Annotated in this window: 18 protein-coding genes and 1 pseudogene; 10 read left to right on the top strand and 9 right to left on the bottom strand. The window is 64.0% G+C overall.

Going from position 1 to position 17,637, the window contains the following annotated elements:
• The first annotated feature begins 90 nt into the window (after window positions 1-90).
• From V5G24_RS05490 to V5G24_RS05465, 6 genes are all read left to right on the top strand, one after another.
• The gene (locus V5G24_RS05490; RefSeq protein ID WP_394085902.1) at window positions 91-912 is read left to right on the top strand and encodes an alpha/beta fold hydrolase; all 822 of its coding nucleotides are present in this window, start codon (window positions 91-93) and stop codon (window positions 910-912) included.
• Window positions 913-939: 27 nt separating this feature from the next.
• Entirely contained in the window at window positions 940-1,971 is a 1,032-nt protein-coding gene (locus tag V5G24_RS05485) for a DUF4331 family protein (RefSeq protein ID WP_394085901.1), read from the top strand.
• Window positions 1,972-2,083: 112 nt separating this feature from the next.
• Window positions 2,084-3,220 (top strand): Nickel transporter NicT, encoded by a 1,137-nt coding sequence (nicT, locus tag V5G24_RS05480; protein WP_394085900.1) that lies wholly within the window; start codon window positions 2,084-2,086, stop codon window positions 3,218-3,220.
• A gap of 8 nt (window positions 3,221-3,228) precedes the next feature.
• The gene (locus tag V5G24_RS05475; protein ID WP_394085899.1) at window positions 3,229-3,705 is read left to right on the top strand and encodes a (2Fe-2S)-binding protein; all 477 of its coding nucleotides are present in this window, start codon (window positions 3,229-3,231) and stop codon (window positions 3,703-3,705) included.
• A gap of 3 nt (window positions 3,706-3,708) precedes the next feature.
• Window positions 3,709-4,698, top strand: a complete 990-nt coding sequence (locus tag V5G24_RS05470; protein ID WP_394085898.1) for an FAD binding domain-containing protein — start codon at window positions 3,709-3,711, stop codon at window positions 4,696-4,698.
• Complete coding sequence (locus V5G24_RS05465) at window positions 4,695-6,812, top strand: xanthine dehydrogenase family protein molybdopterin-binding subunit (RefSeq protein ID WP_394085897.1); 2,118 nt, start codon at window positions 4,695-4,697, stop codon at window positions 6,810-6,812. Before V5G24_RS05470 ends, V5G24_RS05465 begins: the two co-directional genes overlap by 4 nt.
• Before the next feature lie 75 nt (window positions 6,813-6,887).
• Here V5G24_RS05465 and V5G24_RS05460 read toward each other — a convergent pair whose 3' ends face one another.
• Window positions 6,888-9,719 (bottom strand): helix-turn-helix transcriptional regulator, encoded by a 2,832-nt coding sequence (locus tag V5G24_RS05460; RefSeq protein WP_394085896.1) that lies wholly within the window; start codon window positions 9,717-9,719, stop codon window positions 6,888-6,890.
• 537 nt (window positions 9,720-10,256) lie between these two features.
• Window positions 10,257-10,406: a hypothetical protein gene (locus V5G24_RS05455; RefSeq protein ID WP_394085895.1), complete on the bottom strand. Its 150-nt coding sequence runs from the start codon at window positions 10,404-10,406 to the stop codon at window positions 10,257-10,259.
• A 16-nt stretch (window positions 10,407-10,422) separates the two neighbouring features.
• On the opposite strand from V5G24_RS05455, the gene V5G24_RS05450 reads away from it, so the two are divergent.
• From V5G24_RS05450 to V5G24_RS05440, 3 genes are all read left to right on the top strand, one after another.
• Window positions 10,423-11,286, top strand: a complete 864-nt coding sequence (locus V5G24_RS05450; protein ID WP_394085894.1) for a type 1 glutamine amidotransferase domain-containing protein — start codon at window positions 10,423-10,425, stop codon at window positions 11,284-11,286.
• A gap of 65 nt (window positions 11,287-11,351) precedes the next feature.
• Window positions 11,352-12,245, top strand: a complete 894-nt coding sequence (locus V5G24_RS05445; RefSeq protein ID WP_394085893.1) for an alpha/beta fold hydrolase — start codon at window positions 11,352-11,354, stop codon at window positions 12,243-12,245.
• Window positions 12,246-12,402: 157 nt separating this feature from the next.
• Window positions 12,403-13,059 (top strand): SDR family NAD(P)-dependent oxidoreductase, encoded by a 657-nt coding sequence (locus V5G24_RS05440; RefSeq protein ID WP_394085892.1) that lies wholly within the window; start codon window positions 12,403-12,405, stop codon window positions 13,057-13,059.
• A 420-nt stretch (window positions 13,060-13,479) separates the two neighbouring features.
• On the opposite strand, the gene V5G24_RS05435 is transcribed toward V5G24_RS05440, so the two are convergent.
• The 7 genes from V5G24_RS05435 to V5G24_RS05405 all read right to left on the bottom strand — a co-directional run bounded on the left by V5G24_RS05435 (window position 13,480) and on the right by V5G24_RS05405 (window position 17,324).
• Window positions 13,480-14,385: an alpha/beta fold hydrolase gene (locus tag V5G24_RS05435; RefSeq protein ID WP_394085891.1), complete on the bottom strand. Its 906-nt coding sequence runs from the start codon at window positions 14,383-14,385 to the stop codon at window positions 13,480-13,482.
• 18 nt (window positions 14,386-14,403) lie between these two features.
• A complete protein-coding gene (locus tag V5G24_RS05430; protein WP_394085890.1) occupies window positions 14,404-14,844 on the bottom strand; it encodes a DUF1330 domain-containing protein in 441 nt (146 codons plus the stop codon).
• Window positions 14,841-15,212, bottom strand: a complete 372-nt coding sequence (locus V5G24_RS05425; protein ID WP_394085889.1) for a DUF2239 family protein — start codon at window positions 15,210-15,212, stop codon at window positions 14,841-14,843. Before V5G24_RS05425 ends, V5G24_RS05430 begins: the two co-directional genes overlap by 4 nt.
• Before the next feature lie 174 nt (window positions 15,213-15,386).
• Entirely contained in the window at window positions 15,387-15,725 is a 339-nt protein-coding gene (locus tag V5G24_RS05420) for a TfoX/Sxy family protein (RefSeq protein WP_394085888.1), read from the bottom strand.
• A complete protein-coding gene (locus tag V5G24_RS05415) occupies window positions 15,722-16,099 on the bottom strand; it encodes a nuclear transport factor 2 family protein (RefSeq protein WP_394085887.1) in 378 nt (125 codons plus the stop codon). Before V5G24_RS05415 ends, V5G24_RS05420 begins: the two co-directional genes overlap by 4 nt.
• Complete coding sequence (locus V5G24_RS05410; RefSeq protein ID WP_394085886.1) at window positions 16,089-16,637, bottom strand: TetR/AcrR family transcriptional regulator; 549 nt, start codon at window positions 16,635-16,637, stop codon at window positions 16,089-16,091. Before V5G24_RS05410 ends, V5G24_RS05415 begins: the two co-directional genes overlap by 11 nt.
• A gap of 195 nt (window positions 16,638-16,832) precedes the next feature.
• Window positions 16,833-17,324 (bottom strand): DUF8051 family protein, encoded by a 492-nt coding sequence (locus tag V5G24_RS05405; protein ID WP_394085885.1) that lies wholly within the window; start codon window positions 17,322-17,324, stop codon window positions 16,833-16,835.
• Window positions 17,325-17,402: 78 nt separating this feature from the next.
• On the opposite strand from V5G24_RS05405, the pseudogene V5G24_RS05400 reads away from it, so the two are divergent.
• A pseudogene (locus tag V5G24_RS05400) lies at window positions 17,403-17,603 on the top strand (DDE-type integrase/transposase/recombinase); the annotation flags it as partial.
• Between the last annotated feature and the right edge of the window lie 34 nt (window positions 17,604-17,637).

The raw sequence follows: 17,637 nt of genomic DNA, 5'->3' as shown, positions 1-17,637 counted from the left end.
CCGCGCGCGCGCCAGAGGCAGTGCGCGTGCGCTAGCCGGCTCAGAAACATCCGACAGCGGATTACGCTCGAGATTGAAGGAGGCTTTGCAATGTCAGTCATCGAAATGAAAGACGGCACCGAGATTTATTATCGGGATTGGGGCGCTGGTCAGCCCGTCGTTTTCAGCCACGGCTGGCCGCTCAGCGGCGATGCCTTCGAGGACCAGATGTTCTTCCTGGGCACCCACGGCTATCGCGTCATCGCCCATGACCGGCGCGGCCACGGCCGCTCGAGCCAGCCCTGGCAGGGCAACGACATGGATACCTATGCGGACGATCTCGCCGAGCTGACGGCGAAGCTCGATCTCAAGGATGCCATCCACATCGGCCATTCGACCGGCGGCGGCGAAGTCGCCCGCTACATCGCGCGCCACGGTACGCGGCGCGTGGCCAAGGCGGTGCTGATTGGCGCTGTGCCGCCGCTGATGCTCAAGACCGAGAACAACCCGGGCGGCCTGCCGCTCAAGGTATTCGACGACATCCGTGCCAGCATTGTGGCTGATCGCTCCAAGTTTTGGCTGGACCTGAGCATCCCCTTTTACGGCTACAACAAGCCCGGCGTCGAGGCCTCCGAAGGCGTCAGGCAGTCGTTCTGGCTTCAGGGCATGATGTGTGGCTTTCCGGCGTCCTATTTCTGCGTCAAGGCCTTCTCGGAGACCGATCAGACCGACGACCTCCAGAAGATCGACGTGCCGACGCTGATCCTGCACGGCGACGCCGATCAGATCGTGCCGTTCGCCGATGCCGGTGCGCTGTCGGCAAAGCTGGTGAAGAAGGCGGAGCTCAAGGTGATCCCGGGCGCGCCGCACGGCATGTGCACGACGCACAAAGACATCATCAACGAGGCACTCCTCGCGTTCATTCGCAACTGAGCAAGCCATACCTCAAGGTCACTACCCATGTCGCATCATCTCGATTCACCGATCGCCCGCGAAGACGTCCGCCTGGACATCACGGACCTCTACGTCTTCCGCGGTGAAAAGGGCACGGTCTTTGTGATCAATGTCTGCCACTCCATCGCCGGCGACATCCCTGTGCCGGGTTATCACCCTGAGGGCATGTACGAGTTCAAAATCGACCTCGATGGCGACGCTGTCGAGGACCTCACATATCGGCTCGTCTTCGACGAGCGCGATGCCAATGGCCGGCAGCGTTTCGTGCTGCGTTCGATACGGGGGGCCGCCGCTGTCGACCCGAATGCGGCGGGCTCAGTCGTCGTCCGGGGTGTCACCGGGGAACCCGCCGCCACGCCCGCTGGCTTGCGTGTCTGGGCCGGCAAAGCGGGCGACCCGTTCTGGATCGAGCCGGACGTGCTTCACGCCGTCGGTCACGCCTTCCAGGACGGCACGCCGATCAATCTCGGCGACTGGACGCCGAGCCGGGCAAAGAACCTCTTCGCCGGACACACGGTCTATGCCATCGTGCTTGAAGTGCCGGATGCGGAGTTGCTCAACGGCGCCGGCGGCAAACGGATTGGTGTTTGGGCGGTGGCGACCCTCGCCACCGACTCGGGTGGATGGCGTTCGATCAACCGTATCGGCTTGCCGATGATCCATCCGTTGTTCACCCAATACAATGAAGACCTCGGCAATCGTCTGGACGCCGGCCGCCCGGCCGACGATCGCGCGACCTACGGCGAGACCATCGCCAGGGCCATCGCCGGGGTCGTATCGGCAACCGGCACCGCGGAGAGCCCGCGGGCCTACGGCGAGAAGGTCGCGCGGCGGTTCTTGCCAAATATCCTCCCCTACGAGGTCGGCACGCCGGCGGTATTCGGCTTTGTCGAATGGAACGGCCGGTCGCTGACCGACAACGCTCCCGATGTCATGTTTTCGATCGCCGCCAACGCTCCTGTTCGCCTCGGTATCGGCAAAGAGACGGTGACGTCGAAGCCGCGGGCGGCGTTCCCGTATGTTCCCACGGTCGCATGAATTCAGGATGCGACCCATCAGGCTCATGTCCATGATCACCAGTTGCCGTTGCCCGCCATGGTTGCGGCCGCGTTGGGACGACAATGCCGATGCAGCGAGAAGCTTGATCGGCATGATCATAGTCGTCGCCGCGCTCCACATTGTCGGCTGGCTCGTCCTGCTCGTCATCGTCGTGCCGCAGCATTTGAGCGTCGGCGGCAAGGCCTTCGACATCGGGGTCGGCATCGCCGCGTATCTTCTGGGCATGCGGCATGCCTTCGATGCCGATCACATCGCCGCCATCGACAACACGACGCGCCGGCTGGCGCACGATGCAAGGCGGTCTTTGTCGGTCGGATTTTGGTTCTCGCTCGGTCATTCAAGCGTCGTGTTCGCCTTGACCTTGCTGCTGGCTCTCGGCGTCCGTGGCGCCGTCGGCCGGCTGCTCGACGACTATTCGTCGCTGCACAATTTCGCGGACCTGATGGGCACCATAGTTTCGAGCGGGTTCTTATACGTTATCGCCGCTTTCAACCTCGTCATCTTTGTCGGGATTTGGCGGACCTTTCGCGAGGTTCGGGCGGGACATCACGACGGGGCGTCGATCGGTGGCGCACTCGAGAGCCGCGGCTTCACGGGCCGTCTCGCGGCGCCGGCGATGCGAATCGTCGACAAGCCGCACAAGATGTATTTCGTCGGCTTGCTCTTCGGCCTGAGCTTCGACACGGCAACCGAAATCGCATTGCTGGTGCTGACGACCTCCGGGGCGGCATCTGGTCTGCCCTGGTACGCCATTCTCTGCCTGCCGGTTCTTTTTGCCGCCGGCATGTCGCTCCTGGACGCGATCGACGGTGTCTTCATGAGCTTCACTTACCGCTGGGCACTCGCCAAACCCGAGCGCAAAATTTATTACAATCTCGTCGTCACTGGCCTTTCCATCCTTGTGGCCTTGATTATCGGGACGGTCGAGATCGCGGCATTGCTCGGGGAGAAGTTGAACCTCGACGGCGCATTTTGGAATTGGGCGAGGGGCGTCGATCTCAACGCAATAGGCTTCATTATTGTCGGACTGTTCGTTGCGATATGGGCCGTCGCTGTCGCGCTACGCAAGCGCAGAGGCGCTGGACCGGGCGGCGGATCGCTGCGGCGCGGCGACTTCGCAGGTGCGGTCGTGCCGATTGCGCTGCATGTGTCCGGAAATGAAAGGCGTGATGTTCCGCAAGTTTACTCAGACGATGCCTTGAACACGAACGGGGGTTCGAAATGCTGACGGGCCGAATGAAGTTTCGCGAGCAGTTGGATCTAACGCTCAAGGTCAATGGCCGCGAGCATTCGATCTCGCTCGATGCGCGCGTCACGCTGCTCGATGCATTGCGCGAGTATCTAGGACTCACTGGAACGAAGAAGGGGTGCAATTTTGGGGAATGCGGCGCCTGCACCGTGCACCTCGATGGAAGGCGGGTGAATGCTTGCTTGGTGCTGGCCGCCGCCGCCGCCGGACGCGAGATCACGACCATCGAAGGGCTGGCTGACGAGAAAGGGATGCTGCATCCAGTCCAGCAAGCCTTCGTCGACCAGGATGCCTTCCAGTGCGGTTTTTGCAGCCCGGGTCAGATCATGTCGGCGGTTGCCTGCATCGCCGAGGGGCACACGAGGTCCGATGCGGAAATCCGTGAGTGGATGAGCGGGAATATCTGCCGCTGTGCCGCCTATCCGCAGATCGTCGCGGCGGTCCGTCAGGCCGCGGGAGACTGAGCCATGCAGGGTTTCACCTATTCGCGGGCCGCCGTCGTCTCCGAGGCGTTGGCTGCGGGTCGGGAGCCGGGCACAGCATTCCTTGCTGGCGGCACCGAGCTCTTGAACTGGATGCGGCTCGAAATCGCCGCCCCCGCCCGCATCCTTGACATCACGCACCTCTCTGGCCTTGACGCAATCGAGACATTGCCAGACGGAGGCTTGCGTATTGGCGCGCTCGCGCGGCTCAACGATGTAGCGCTCGCTCCGGCCGTCGTGGCGCGGGTTCCGGTGCTGTCCCAGGCGATCCTGAGTGCCGCCTCTGCGCAGATACGCAATCTCGCGACAATCGGCGGCAACCTCCTGCAGAAGACGAGATGCCCCTATTTCCGTGCCGAAGAGATGCTCCCCTGCAACAAGAAGCGACCGGGCTCGGGCTGCGCCGCTCGCGATGGCCTCAACGACCGCCACGCCATCTTCGGCTGGTCCGATATATGCGTTGCGACCCATCCCTCCGATCCTGCGGTGGCGCTTGCGGCGCTCGACGCCGCAGTGATCACGGCATGCGGCGCGGGTGGACGGCGCATTCCAATCAACGAATTCTACCTTCCGCCAGATGCTGGGCAGGATCGGAATTCGGTGTTGGAGCAGGGTGAACTGATAACCGCCATCGAGATTCCGGGTTCAGCGCCGTGCTCAATCTATATCAAGATCCGCGAACGCGAGAGCTACGAATATGCGACGGTCTCGGTTGCGCTCGCGCTCGATCTCGATGTCTGGCGGCGGATCGCACGCGCCCGCGTCGCGCTCGGGTCGGTGGCCGCGCGTCCGTGGCGCCTGACGGCTGCGGAACAGGCACTTGCTGGACTTGAGCCCGGCGCTGCCGCAATCACCGCGGCAGTAGAAAGCGGGTTTGCCGAAGCCCGGCCGCTCGCCCATAATGCTTACAAGATCGCGCTCGGTCGCAACCTCGTGCTCAGGGCCATCCGGCTTGTCGCGGAGATGACGCCATGAACACGGTCGGCCAACGCTTCGCGCGCCCGGACGGACGCATCAAGGTCACCGGCGCCGCGCGCTATACCGCGGACTTCGACCGGCCGGACAAGCTCCACGCCGTTCTTGTCACGGCCCCCGCGGCGGGCCAGCTTACGTCTCTCGATACTGAAGAGGCGGCGCACGGCCCAGGCGTCATCCGCATTCTCACGCAAGCGGATCTGCCGCAATTCACCGCCGTTCCGGTGCCGCTGATGTTCAGCCTGCCGCCTATGCGGAACGACACCATCCGCTTCGAGGGTCAGCCGGTGGCGATGGTGCTCGCCGAAACGCTCGAGCAGGCGGAAGCCGCAGCGCACCGCGTGCGCGTCACGATCGCACCGGCCGAGGTAAAGTCGCCGGGCCAATCCAATCCCCGCCCGCCAGTGTCAGACAGCGGCTACATCTTCGCCGCAGTCGATGCCGCCAAAGGCGATCTTGCTGCCGGTTTCTCCCAAGCGACCCATCGGATCGCTGCCGAATACGCGCAGCCATCGCGGCATCACAATGCAATGGAGCCGCACGCCACACTCGCCTGGTGGGAGGGCGAAGACCTCGTCGTGCACGACGCCACGCAGTGGACTGCCGGCACGCGGCAGATGCTGGCGAAGGCGCTCGGTCTGCCGCCGGAGCGGGTGCGGGTGATGTGCCCTCACACCGGCGGCGGTTTCGGCTCCAAGGCCTTTCCGAAGTGGCATACCCTGTTCGCGGCAGCGGCGGCACGCGTGTCCGGTCGCCCGGTCAAACTCGTGCTCTCACGGGCTCAAATGTACACGATGACCGGCTATCAGCCTTTGACGCGTCACCGGATCGAACTCGGCGCCACGCCTGACGGCGGGCTCACGGCACTACATTATGACTCGGTCAACGTGACGTCCTCCACCGAGGATTTCGTCGAGTCTGCGACTCAGGCCGGACGAGCGATGTACGCGGTGCCGGCGCTGGAAACCCACGAGCGGGTCGAGGAGATCACCGCCGGCGCACCCACCCCGTTGCGCGCACCGGGAGGAGGGGCTTCCGGGATGTGGGCGCTCGAAAGCGCGATGGATGAGCTTGCCTATACGCTCGGCATGGACCCGTTGGAGCTTCGACTGCGCAATCATGCCGAGGTTGACCCTGTCAGCGGCAAACCTTGGTCATCCAAGAACTTGCTCGAGGCCTATGCACTCGGCGCCGAGCGTTTCGGGTGGCACCGCCGTCCGGCCCAGGCTGAACGCGACGGAGACTGGATGGTCGGCTGGGGCATGGCAAGTGCCACCATGGGGTCCTTCCGCTTGCCCGCCGCCGCCCGCGTGAGCTTGCGCGCGGACGGCACCGCCCTGCTCGAATCCTCGTTCAACGATATCGGCACTGGCGTGTTCACGATCTTCTCGCAACTTGTCGGCGATGCGCTCGGCCTACCGCCCGACAGGGTGGAGATCCGCAATGGCGATTCGACGCTGCCGGAAGCCTGCGGCACATTCTGCTCGGCGAGCGCAATGTGCGTTGGCGCCGCTCTGCTCGATGCTTGCCGTCAGATCCGAGCCTCGCTCGGCGAGGGCGATCCGCTCGCTTTGCTACGCTGGTCGGGCCGCGAGTCCGAGGCAGCGCTCGGCCGCTTCAGCCCCGGCGAGGGCGTGCAATTGGAGATCGATGGCGGCGCCTCGCCGAATGCGATGCGCACCTGGGGCGCCGTGTTCGTGGAGGTGGGCGTGGACCGCGCGCTTGGTCTGCTTCGCCTCCGCAGAATGCTCGGCAGCTACTCGGTCGGCCGCGTCCTGAACCCGCGGACGACGAAGAGCCAGTTGATCGGTGCCATGATCTGGGGCTGGGGCATGGCGGCGATGGAGGCCTCGATATTCGAGCCGCGCCTCGGCCGGTTCCTTTCGAAAAATCTCGTTGGAGTTCCATTGCCGGTGAATGCCGACATCCCAGCAGTCGATGCAGTCTGGGTGGACGAGTTCGACGAGGTGGCAAGCCCTATTGGCGGCAAGGGCGTCGGGGAGATCGGCGTGGTCGGTGTCGCCCCGGCGGTCGCCAATGCGGTCTTCCATGCAACCGGGCTGCGCATCCGTGAGCTGCCGATCCTGCCTGAGAAGCTTCTGGCCAAAGAGTGATCGCTCGCCCGGCATGTCTCAATCCTTGTCGCGGAACATCGGAAGCGGACCGGTGTGACCGCTTCCATCGGATGGCTACTCCGCTGACCGGCGTCGCAGGTCGGGGGCCTGTGGTGTGCGATCGAGCGCGGCACGCAGACCCGCACGGGCGGTGATCCCGAGTTTCGGAAAGACTCGGTGCAGGTGGTAGCCGACGGTTCGGTGCGACAGATATAGCCGGGCGCCGATTTCCTTGTTGGAAAGCCCACCCGCTGCGAGCTCCGCGATCTGCAACTCCTGCGGCGTCAGGGCGTCGAGGATGAGTTCGGCACGCGGGCGGGTTGCTTCGCCGGCAGCGCGAAGTTCCAGGCGCGCGCGCTCGCTCCACGGTGAGGCGCCTAGCGCATCGAATACCTCCCGCGCCGTCCGCAGCGGTACGCGTGCCTCGGCAATTCGGCGCTGCCGCCTCAGCCATCCACCATAGGCCAGCAGCAAACGCGCGCGCAGAAACGGCCAGTTCTGTGCCGCCGTGCCGAGACCGCGCTGAAAGAACATCTCCGCGCGGTTCGGCGAGGCGAGCAAGGCCTTGCCATGGTAGAGCATCATCCGCACCCACGGCACAGCCACGGGTGCAGAATGCCGCTCCACCTCTTCGATGATCGAGAGGGCAGCCGCTTCTTGACCGCAGGACGCGGCAGCCTCGACGTAGTCCACGAGCCAGTAGAACTGCAGGCTGGTGTTGAAGGCGGGATCGCCCGGCGTGTGGACACGCTGCAGGTGCTCGTAAGCCTCCGCGGGCCGACCGGCGCCGAGCGCGGCAATGCCGCGCGCATTCTCCAGCATGGCAAGCCAGAAGCTGGAGCCTGGCGACAGCACCAGCCGCTCGGCCTGCACTGCGTGGGCCTCCGCGGCCTCGAAGTTGCCCCGCATGGCAGCAAGTCTGGCTTGCACAATCGTCGCCGCGGCGACCCAGATCGCGTGTCCTGTTTCTTCTCCGAACCGAATCGCCTCCGCGGAGCTTCTCAGGGCGCCCATCCAGTCGCCTGTCTCGGTCTCCGCAACGCTCCGCGAGAAGAGCACGCGCGCCAGCTCACCGAGGCGCCCCTGCTCACGCAATGCCGTACTTGCCTCGGTCAACCAACGGAGGCCGAAATCGAATGCGCCGATGGTGTTGGCCGTCAACCCCAGGATCCGTGCCGCCATCGGGTCGCCGACGCCCGTTGTGGGATATGCCTGCAGCTTCCGGTATACGTCTCCGCCGTGCGTCAGCGGTCCGGCATAGGCGGGGATCGCGATCAGGCGCGCGTCTGTCTTCGGCAATCCGAGTTCACCGGCTGCTGCGAGTATGCTCTCGCGCACCGAATCTTCGACGTTACTCCACCAGCAGCGCTGCACGGCGCGCCACAACAGGTCGAGCGCCAGATCATTGGCGCCGTCGGCGCGGGCGTCGGCCGCAAGGGCGATCAACGCGGAAATCCGCGAGAGGTCGCTAACGGTTAGGGGCTGGCTCATCTCGCGAATCCACGCGACTTGTGCCCGTACCCGCAGCGGTGGCCGATCGAGATCGGCCTTGCGCAGCAAGCGCTCCACCGTTTCCGATTGGCTCAACTCGGCGGCGAACTCGGCGGCGCGCAGGAGCCGTTCGCTTCTTGGCAGGGCCGCACCACTCAGTCGCGCCGCGTTCTCCAGCGCGGTGATCGCCGTCGCAAGCGCGCCCCGCCGTTGCGATCTCGCGGCGGCGGCGTCGAGCTCCGCGGCCAAAGCCTCATCAGGTCCGACGGCCGATGCCATCCGGTGCCATATTCGACGATCCGGCTCGTCTATGATGACCCGCGACAATGCGGCATGGATATTGTGACGCATCACCGGGCTGGATGCCTGGTGGATTGCGGACCGGACGAGGGGATGCCGAAAACGCACCTCCCCCGCGGCAATCTCGATCAGCCTCGCCGATGCGGCCGGCGCCAGCGTCTCAAGTGCTACTTTTTCGTGAAGCAGCACTTCGCCTGCGTCCAATACCTCGCGGATGGATCGGCTGTCATTCTCTGCGATGATCAGCAGCAGCGCGCGGGTGGCCGTCGGAAGGACCGAGACCCGGCTGAAAAAAGCACGCTCTAGGCGATCGGTCAGCGGAACCCAGTGCGACTCGCCCGTCTCTGGCTTGCGCTCGCCGCGCGGCAACTCTACCAGTGCTAAGGGATTGCCTGCGGCCACGTCCAGAAACCGCTGCCGTAGATCGAGCGGCAGATCGGGCGACTCGGCGTCCAGCAGACGCTCTGCGGCAGCAGCGTCGAGCCTTGTTAGTTGATGCCGCGGGACGCTCCAATGCGGGAAAGCTTCTTCCGAATCGCTCCGCGCCGCCATCAAGAGAACGATTGGATCGGAGCTTAGCCGACGAGAGATGAAAGAGAGCACGTCGTGGCTGGGTTGATCCAGCCATTGGATGTCGTCCGCCACCAGCAGGATGGGTTTGCGCACCGCACTCTCCGTCAGGAGAGTAAGCGTCGCCAGCGCAACCAGGAATGTATCCGGCACCGTCGTGTCATCGCCCAGGCCGAAGGCCGCGAGCAAAGCTGCGTGCTGCCGCTGCGGCAGCTTCTCGGCCTGCCGCAAGATCGGCCCCACGGCCTGCTGGAGGGCAGCAAAGGGCAGATGCGCCTCGGCGATTACCCCCGACATGTACAGCACACGAAACCCACGTTGTCTGGCGAATACCTGCGCAAACTCCAGCAGTGTCGTCTTGCCGATCCCAGCTTCGCCGCTGATGAGCAGCGCTTTACCACCATCCCCGACGTGGTCTAACAGTTTCTCAATACGGGCGATATCGGCCTCGCGCCCCTGGAAATCCGGCAGTATTCCCCGCGCGGCGTCACGGGGGCCGTGCCGCCGCTGCCCGGATGGATCTGCCTTGCTTGAGCGCCGTGCCATCGTCTCGTGTCCTTATGAGATCGCCATATCGCGAGACAGGCCGGATATAAACGGGCGCGGGATCAACTGGTCGTCAGAAATCGGCGGTACGCCTCTTCTTGCGCTCCCCAAGCGGGAGCGTGGATCGAAGCATTTCCCGTTCATTCGCGCGGTGGTGCCGGATGGTGACTTCCCACGGGGGGCGCAAACCGAAACCGCAACATGACCCCGAAGCCGCAAAATCCTGGAATCTCGAATCGCGCAAGACCCCAAAAAAGAGACTCACGTTCGGCCGCTTAGTCTTTGTTCACGACCGACGAAAAACACGAATCTGAAAAACGCGCGGTGCGCATGTGCGATCGATTGCACGTCCGAGGTGGGGAATGCGGCACGGGCCTGTCGAAGGCGACGTTGAAAAAAACAAGATCTTGAAATGCCACGCATGGATTTGGAAAGACCCCTGCGCAGCATTTCGCTTAGTGCACAGAGGTCACCAATGCTTGGATCGCTGAAGCTGTACCCGAGTTGCCACCGATGGAGAAAGGTCTGACCGTCAACTCACCGCCAGTCGAAATTGTTGGAGAGGAACTTTCCACCGTCGAGGTCATCGGCGGTGGTCGAGGGTCGCAGCGCCGCGAGGTCGATATTGCGCCGTGTCTTGTAGCGCGAGCACTCGATCTCGAGCCACCGGTGGCCAACCGTTTCCATCGAAAGGACTCTCGCCATGAGCCTCATTCTGCTCCCGATCCCCAGCCGCGATTTCGACCCCACGGAAGTCGCGGTGAGCTGGAAGATTCTGACGCAGCGCGGTCATCGGGTCGTTTTTGCGACACCCGACGGCAAGCCAAGCGCCTGCGACCCAATCATGCTCTCGGGTATCGGGCTCGACCCTTGGAGCGGCATCCCGGTGCTGCGCCATCTCCGCGTCCTCGGCCGTCTGCTGGGTGCCAATTCAGACGCCCGGAACGCCTATGCCGAGATGCTGCGCGATCCGGCCTTCATGAACCCGATGCGCTGGGACCAGATCGAGCCCGGGGACTTCGATGCCCTGGTGCTCGGCGGCGGGCACCGGGCGCGCGGTATGCGCGAATTTTTCGAAAGCAGTATTCTTCAGCGCATCACCGTCGCGTTCTTCGCTGAGCAAAAGCCGGTGGCGGCGATCTGCCACGGCGTGCTGCTGGCTGCGCGGAGCAAGCGCGGCGACGGCCGGTCCGTGCTCTATGGGCGAAAAACCACGACGCTGCCTTGGGCAATCGAACGCAAGGGCAACACACTCGCGCATTTCGGCCGCTTCTGGGATCCCAACTATTATCGCACCTACGTGGAGGCGGCGGGGCAACCCTTCGGATACATGTCCGTGCAGCAGGAGGTGACGCGCGCGCTCGCGAGCCCCTCAGATTTCAGCGACGTGCCCGCGAGCGATCCCGAGTTCAAGCGCAAGACGAGCGGCTTGGCGCGCGACACGGCGACGGACGAGCGCCCCGCCTGGGTGGTGCGGGACGGGAATTATATCTCGGCGCGCTGGCCCGGCGACGCCCACAGCTTTGCCCGCACCTTCGCCGAAGTGCTCGAGGCGGGCGCAGCCTGAGCGATCGGGCGCGCGCATCGCCGCACCGCCGGCGCAACATCCAGACATTACGAACGAGAACGATCATGACGATGCAAGATGCCGTCGATTACACGCGCCGCTGGTGGCCCGATCAGAAACCGCAATTCCTGTCGCTGACCGACGGCGGCCCGAAGGTGCGCTATTTGCGGGCGGGGCAGGGCCCGGTGCTGGTGCTGCTGCATTCGATCCGGACACAGCTCGACCTGTATCAACGGGTGATCCCTAAGCTGACCGATCACTTCACCGTCTACGCGTTCGACTATCCGGGCTTTGGCTGGTCGGACATCGTGCCCGGCGCCGACTATCGGGAGCCGGCGATGCGGCAGCATGTTGTCAATTTCATCGAACGGCTCGACCTACGCGACATCACGCTGGCCGGCGAGTCGCTGGGCGCCACACTGGCCTTGACGGCGGCTGCGGCGCTCGGCGATCGCGTGAAACAGGTCGTCGCCTTTAACCCCTACGACTATCTGCCGGGCGCGGAGCGGGCGAACTTGCTCGCGTCGGTCCTTATCAAAAGCGTGCGTGCACCCCTAATCGGGCCGATGTTCGCTGCCATGGAAAGCAAGTCCTCGCTCGCCGGTATTTTGGGCGGCGGTTTTCACGACCCGCGCCGCCTGCCGCCGGACCTGCTTGACGAACTGGTGAAAGGGGGAAAGCGACCCGGCTACGCAAAGGTTGCGCGCGCCGTTTACAGAGGTCTTCCGAGCTACGTCTCAGCGCGATCGCATTACGCTCAGATCAATGCCCCGGTGACACTGGTCTATGGCGATCATGATTGGTCGCGCCCGGGCGAGCGCGAAGCAGACCGGGCCCTGATCAAGGGTGCGAAGATGATCATCCTCAAGGACACAAGGCATATCGCTTCGCTGGAAAGTCCGGACGCCGTCGCCCGAATTCTTATTGAGACGCTATCAACAGCCAACTCCGTCGCTTGAGGTGGAATCGGCAATGCGCCAAGCGAAGCGCGAAGCAACCTGTTGGTCAGCGGCCGTTTCGATTCACTGGTCGCATTGAAGCGTCGCATCTCGAGCGCTTCTCGGCGTCGAGCGAAGATGAACACGTTGGGTTATCCCATTGTTGAGGAGGTAGATCATGAAGACGTTTCTTAGCATTGGCACCGGTCCGGGTATGGGCCTGGCGACAGCCGAGCGGTTTGCCGGGGAAGGTTTCCGGGTCATCTTGAGTGCGCGGAACGAGACCAAGACGAAGGAGCTTGCAGGGCAGCTCGCGGCGAAGGGCCATAAGGTCGAAGTACGCAGGGTCGATGCAGCTGAACCGTCAAGCGTCGCAGCGCTCGTATCGCACGTCGAAAGCGATTTCGCCGGAATAGATGTTCTGCACTTCAATGCGGCCTCGCTGCGAAAGGCTACGTTGGCAGATCAACCGCGCGAGACGTTCAACTATGATCTCGCTGTTAATATCGGTGGCGCCATGGTCGCTGCGCAGGCTGCGGCGCGCAACATGATCGCACGCAGCTCAGGCTCCATCCTGTTCACAGGCGGCGGCTTCGGCCTTCAGCCGCATCCGGATTTTCTCTCTCTGAGCATCGGTAAGGCAGGTATTCGCGCGCTGGCGCAAGGCATCTTCGAGCCGTTCCGGGAAAAAGGCGTCCACGTCGCGACCGTTACCGTCGCAGGCCTCGTCATGAACAGCAAAGACGCCAATGCCGTCGCCGAACAGTTCTGGCAACTGCACAGCCAGCCCGCCGGTTCGTGGCAGGTGGAGACCGTATATACGCCCGCCGGCTGAGAACAGGAAACGGCTGATCGGCCCCGCGCTCCGATCGACTCCCTTTAGAAAAGGAGTTCCATCATGACTTCTGGATCCCTCTTAGCAGTACAGTTGCATTCGTATTTTGGCTCTGAATCGATGTGCCGTCGCGGCGAAATCGACCAATCGATGCCGATAGTCGCTGGAATCGACCAGATTCTGAATCTGCGAAATTTCCTTTTGAATTCAGCGGATCGGGGAGACGGTTCTTCGTCGTGTGCAAAAATATTACGCCGAAAAATCAGCACGTTACTATCACTCAGAACAATCGAGTGCGGATTGAAAGTGTGTCGTGACCGGATGCATGCGCCGCATATGTCGGAGGACAGCGGCCGATGAGAACGCGATCGGAATAGAGCGGCGCGGCGGTGTTCGGCCGGCGATCTTGAGCCAAGTGCGTTACCGGATGTTCGGCGGTGTCCTTTTCGCCACACGGTCGATGGCATCCGCGACCGTGCGATGCAGCGTGGCCGGCAGGTGGTGTCCCATGCCGTCGATCAGCATGAACTCTGCGCCCGAGATCGAGGTGGCGGTATCCGCACCGCAGGCCGGAGGAATCAGCGGATCGTCCGTTCCATGGATGATGAGCGTCGGCACGCCGACGCTCCCGAGGCGCGCGCGACGATCTCCGGCCACGGCCATGGCGGCGATCTGCCGTCCGGTGCTGCCCGGATCATAGGCGCGAGCGACCTCCTCCAGAACAAGGACGCGATGTGCCGCCTCGTCGACCGGGTGGCCTGGGCCGGCGATGCGGCGCGTGAACGCGAGGCTGTGCGCCTGAAATCCGGCCTCGTCCGAGACCGGATCTGGCGCGGGGCGCATCATCAGGGCCATGACGTCCGGCTCGGCTTGCGGAAGGGCCGGATTGCCGGTGCCCGACATGATCGAGGTCAGGAACAGGACCCGTTCGGGATACTCGCTCGCCATGATCTGCGCGATCATGCCGCCCATCGACAGGCCGACCACATGCGCCCGATCGATGACGAGGGCATCGAGCAGGCCGACCGCATCGGCAGCCATGTCATGAAGCGTATAGGGAACGTCGGGCTGCCGCCCGGCCATGAGCGCGGCGGCCAACGCGCCGAAGTCCGGCGGGGCGTAGTGACCAAGATGCGTCGAGCACCCGGCGTCGCGATTGTCGAAACGGATCACGCGATAGCCGCGCGCCGCCAGTTCTTCGCAGAACGGGACGGCCCAGCGGATCATCTGAACGCCCATGCCGGCGATCAGCAGGATCGCCGGATCGCCCTCGCGGCCGAAATGATCCCAGGCCAGATCGATGCCATTGGCTTTCACTGTGTTCATGGTCGCGCTCTTTCCGGGTCACGCCGAGAACGGCAATTCGGTGAGAGGCAGCAGGCGCGAGTCCTCCAGGGCTGCGGTGCGGTGGCCGAGGCCCGCCAGATAGGCGTCATGGCGCGCGAAGGCGAGGAAGGCGGCGACGCTCGTCTGGCGGACCAGCATCGCCCTGTCCCACCTCTCGTCCTCCGGCCCGATCAGGAACGGCCCGCCGGCACCGAGAAACACGACGTCGCCGCTGCTCGCGCGCAAGAAGGGCAGCGTGGGCTTGAAATACCGATCGAAGGCTTCCACGCCGCTGATCGGCGCGGCCGGCGCGAGGTCCGGATGGGCCGTGTAATCGGCCACCTCCCGAAACCGCAGCAGGTTCAGCATGATGACAGGGCCTTCGAGGCCGCGCTGCACGAAAAGCCTGCCGGCGCTTTGCGTCGGTTCGAGGTAGCCGATGCCGGCGGACGCGGTCATGGCGTTTCCTTTCGGTCGCGCTCCGATGTCGGGGCATCCGGCACGCCGAACGCCAGGCGCAGGGCGTGCGCGCGGATGTCGTGCGGCCAGTCGGCGATGCTGTGCCCCAGTCTCGGGCGATCGTCTGAGAAGAGCGCGCGCGTTGCCTCTTCATAGCCGGGCAGGTCGCCCGCAATCGCCTGCATGAAGTGAGAGGCGGCCTCCTGCGCCGCCCGTCGTGCTTGCCGCTTGTCGAACACGAGGATCGTGTTCGGCGCGCCGTTTTCTGTCGCGGTCTTGACGGCGAGAGCGACCGCGACCAGCGGGCCGGCGAGCAGCAATCGATGGCCTTCGAAGGCCTTATGGGGTTTTGACAGCAGGCCGGACATTGAGCGCGCACCGGAAAGACGATGGCGACTTAATACCCGGGCGAAAATGATCCGTCAATATTACCCGGATGAAATTTCGCTCAAGTCCGACGGCGCGCGCGAGCCGGCGCAGCCCGCTGCGTCCTGCACTGATTTGCGAGATGGTCTCGAGGGGCTCCATGTTTGGTCGTGCCGTCATCGGCGACGAACCAAACGGGCGGCCCTGAGCGCATCCGCTGCCCAGCCGGACAAGTCTTCGGGGTCGTCGAGGATCTCGCTTGGTGCCTCGTAATAGGCCGCGACCGTCACCTGCCTGGAGGCGCCCGGGTAGCTGAACGGCGCGCAGCCATGGCGTTCGAAGGCGCCGCGGCTGAGTTCGTCGGCCTTGAGATAGAGGACGCCCTTCATGACGAAGCCGAACTGGACGCCATCGGCCCGCAGGCTCGCGCCGCCGAAATACCGGTGCACGGAAATCGGGCCGAGACCGTCGATCCTGGCGGCGTAGTCTTCGGCCAGCGCCCGCTGCGACGTCATGTCGAGGCGTCCGCCGCGGGGTCCGACGACGTCAGCGGGAAGAACCCGCTGATCTCCTTCAGGCGCCCCTCGCCATCATGATGGGCAAAGCTCGCACCAAGCTGCAGCACGGCGCCGTCCGCATTCTGGAGCGCCCATTGGGCGAGAGACCGGCCGTTGTGCGCGATCACCTGGACGATCCGGAAACGGCCGCCCGGCACGCTCTGCTGGAAGCCGGCCATGTAGTCGGATAGTGCGGCCCGCCCCCTCAGCGGACCGTTCGGGTCGCAGTAGCTGACGTCGTCGGCGAGGCATTCCTTCAACTCGCTCTCCCGCCGCGCCGGGTCGGACGACCAGATCGCGGCATAGCGGGACCAGAGCGCTTCAGCATCCATGGCGCTTCTCCAATGTCTCGAAATGCTGCGTGATCATCGCTTCGAGCGCGGCCTTGTCGTAGCCGGCCCGGATCAGAACGAGGATGCCCTGATAGAGCGCGAGCAAGCCGACGGCCTCCGTGTCATTGCCGCCGAGACGATCGGCGAAACAGGCGCGGAGGACGGCCAATCCCTCGGTGACGAAACCGGCCTGTTCCTTGCCGCCGAATTCGACCGCGCTGTTGGTGATCAGACAGCCGGACGAGCCTCCGTCCGGCTCGCGCAGGAGGGATAGGAACAGCCGCCGAAGGCCCGCGATGCCCGCGCCCTCGGGCGCATGATCCTCGATACGGCGGGCGAGGACCGTCCGGTTGTAGTGGGCGGATGCGGCCTCGAAGAGGCCCTGCTTGTCGCGGTAGCTGTTGTAGAGGCTTCCGGAGGTCATGCCGCTCGCCTCCTCCAGATCGCGCACGGAACTTGCTGCAAAGCCCTGACGGCGGAACACGTGCATCGCGCCGGTCAAGAGACGGTCTTCGTCGAAGGTGCGCGGGCGGGCCATTTCCGGAGCTCCATTTCACAACATGCATTACATAATGCGCGTTATGAAATTAGATCAAGCCCCTTCGCGCGACGAACAGGCGATGTCCGCCACCGCCGCGAGCCGCGCGAGACCCGGACGAGAACGATGTCTACACCATAGCCTTCTGCGCGGCACATGGCCTTTGCGGTCGCCACCCCTATGCCGCTACGCGGTCTAGATGCCCATTGCAGACTTGGTTGCAAATGCCACAATGATCAGCGCCACGAGGACGAGACCTAACACGACCGTCATGGGAAGCGTTGGCTTGGCCGAGGTTGCTGTATTCGCCGCGCCGCGAAGCGCAACGGACGATGCAGCCAAGGCTATACCCAGTCCTGCACCGATCCATTCCAGCGTTGCCAGGAGCGTCGACATCGGATTGGGCGGCACGGGGAAAATACGGCCGAGATCGAGCAGGTAGACGCCGACGAAGGCGAGGCCGGCAAGTCCTGCCCACCCGTTTCCTTTGCTGGTTTTTGCGATAATATATGCGAGCACGAGGCTTCCCAAACCGAGCACGGTCAGAAACACATTGAATGCGCCCAGAACCATGGCGGGATAGGCGCTAAAATCACGCGTTTCGACGAAGCCTCCGGGCACCATCAGCGCCAAATTCAAAGCGGAAGCGACCAAAAGCGTGGTGATGACATGGCGCGAGCCTAGCATTCGACCAATCCTTAAGATGACGTGGCAGCCTGCACCAATGCGCTGACGCCCGCACTTGGCGCGAGCATCGCGGTGAACACCCGCCGATCCCTGGCATGGGTGGCGGACAGGTCGCTATCCGGGGTGAGGGTCGCTCGCGCACTCGAAAGGCTGCTGACAAAGCGCGGCCACTCGAAGACGATCGTCAGCGACAACAACAGCGAGTTCACCTCCAACGCCATTCTAGCATGGGCCGACGCGGCTCGGGTGGAATGGCACTACATTCTACCCGGCAAGCCAACGTCAGCATCGAAACCGAGATCCAGACCAGCCA

This window comes from Roseixanthobacter finlandensis (assembly GCF_043195105.2).
Taxonomy (GTDB): domain Bacteria; phylum Pseudomonadota; class Alphaproteobacteria; order Rhizobiales; family Xanthobacteraceae; genus NCEH01.
The sequence above is the reverse complement of the archived record's forward strand: the minus strand, read 5'-3'. Positions and strand labels throughout refer to the sequence as shown.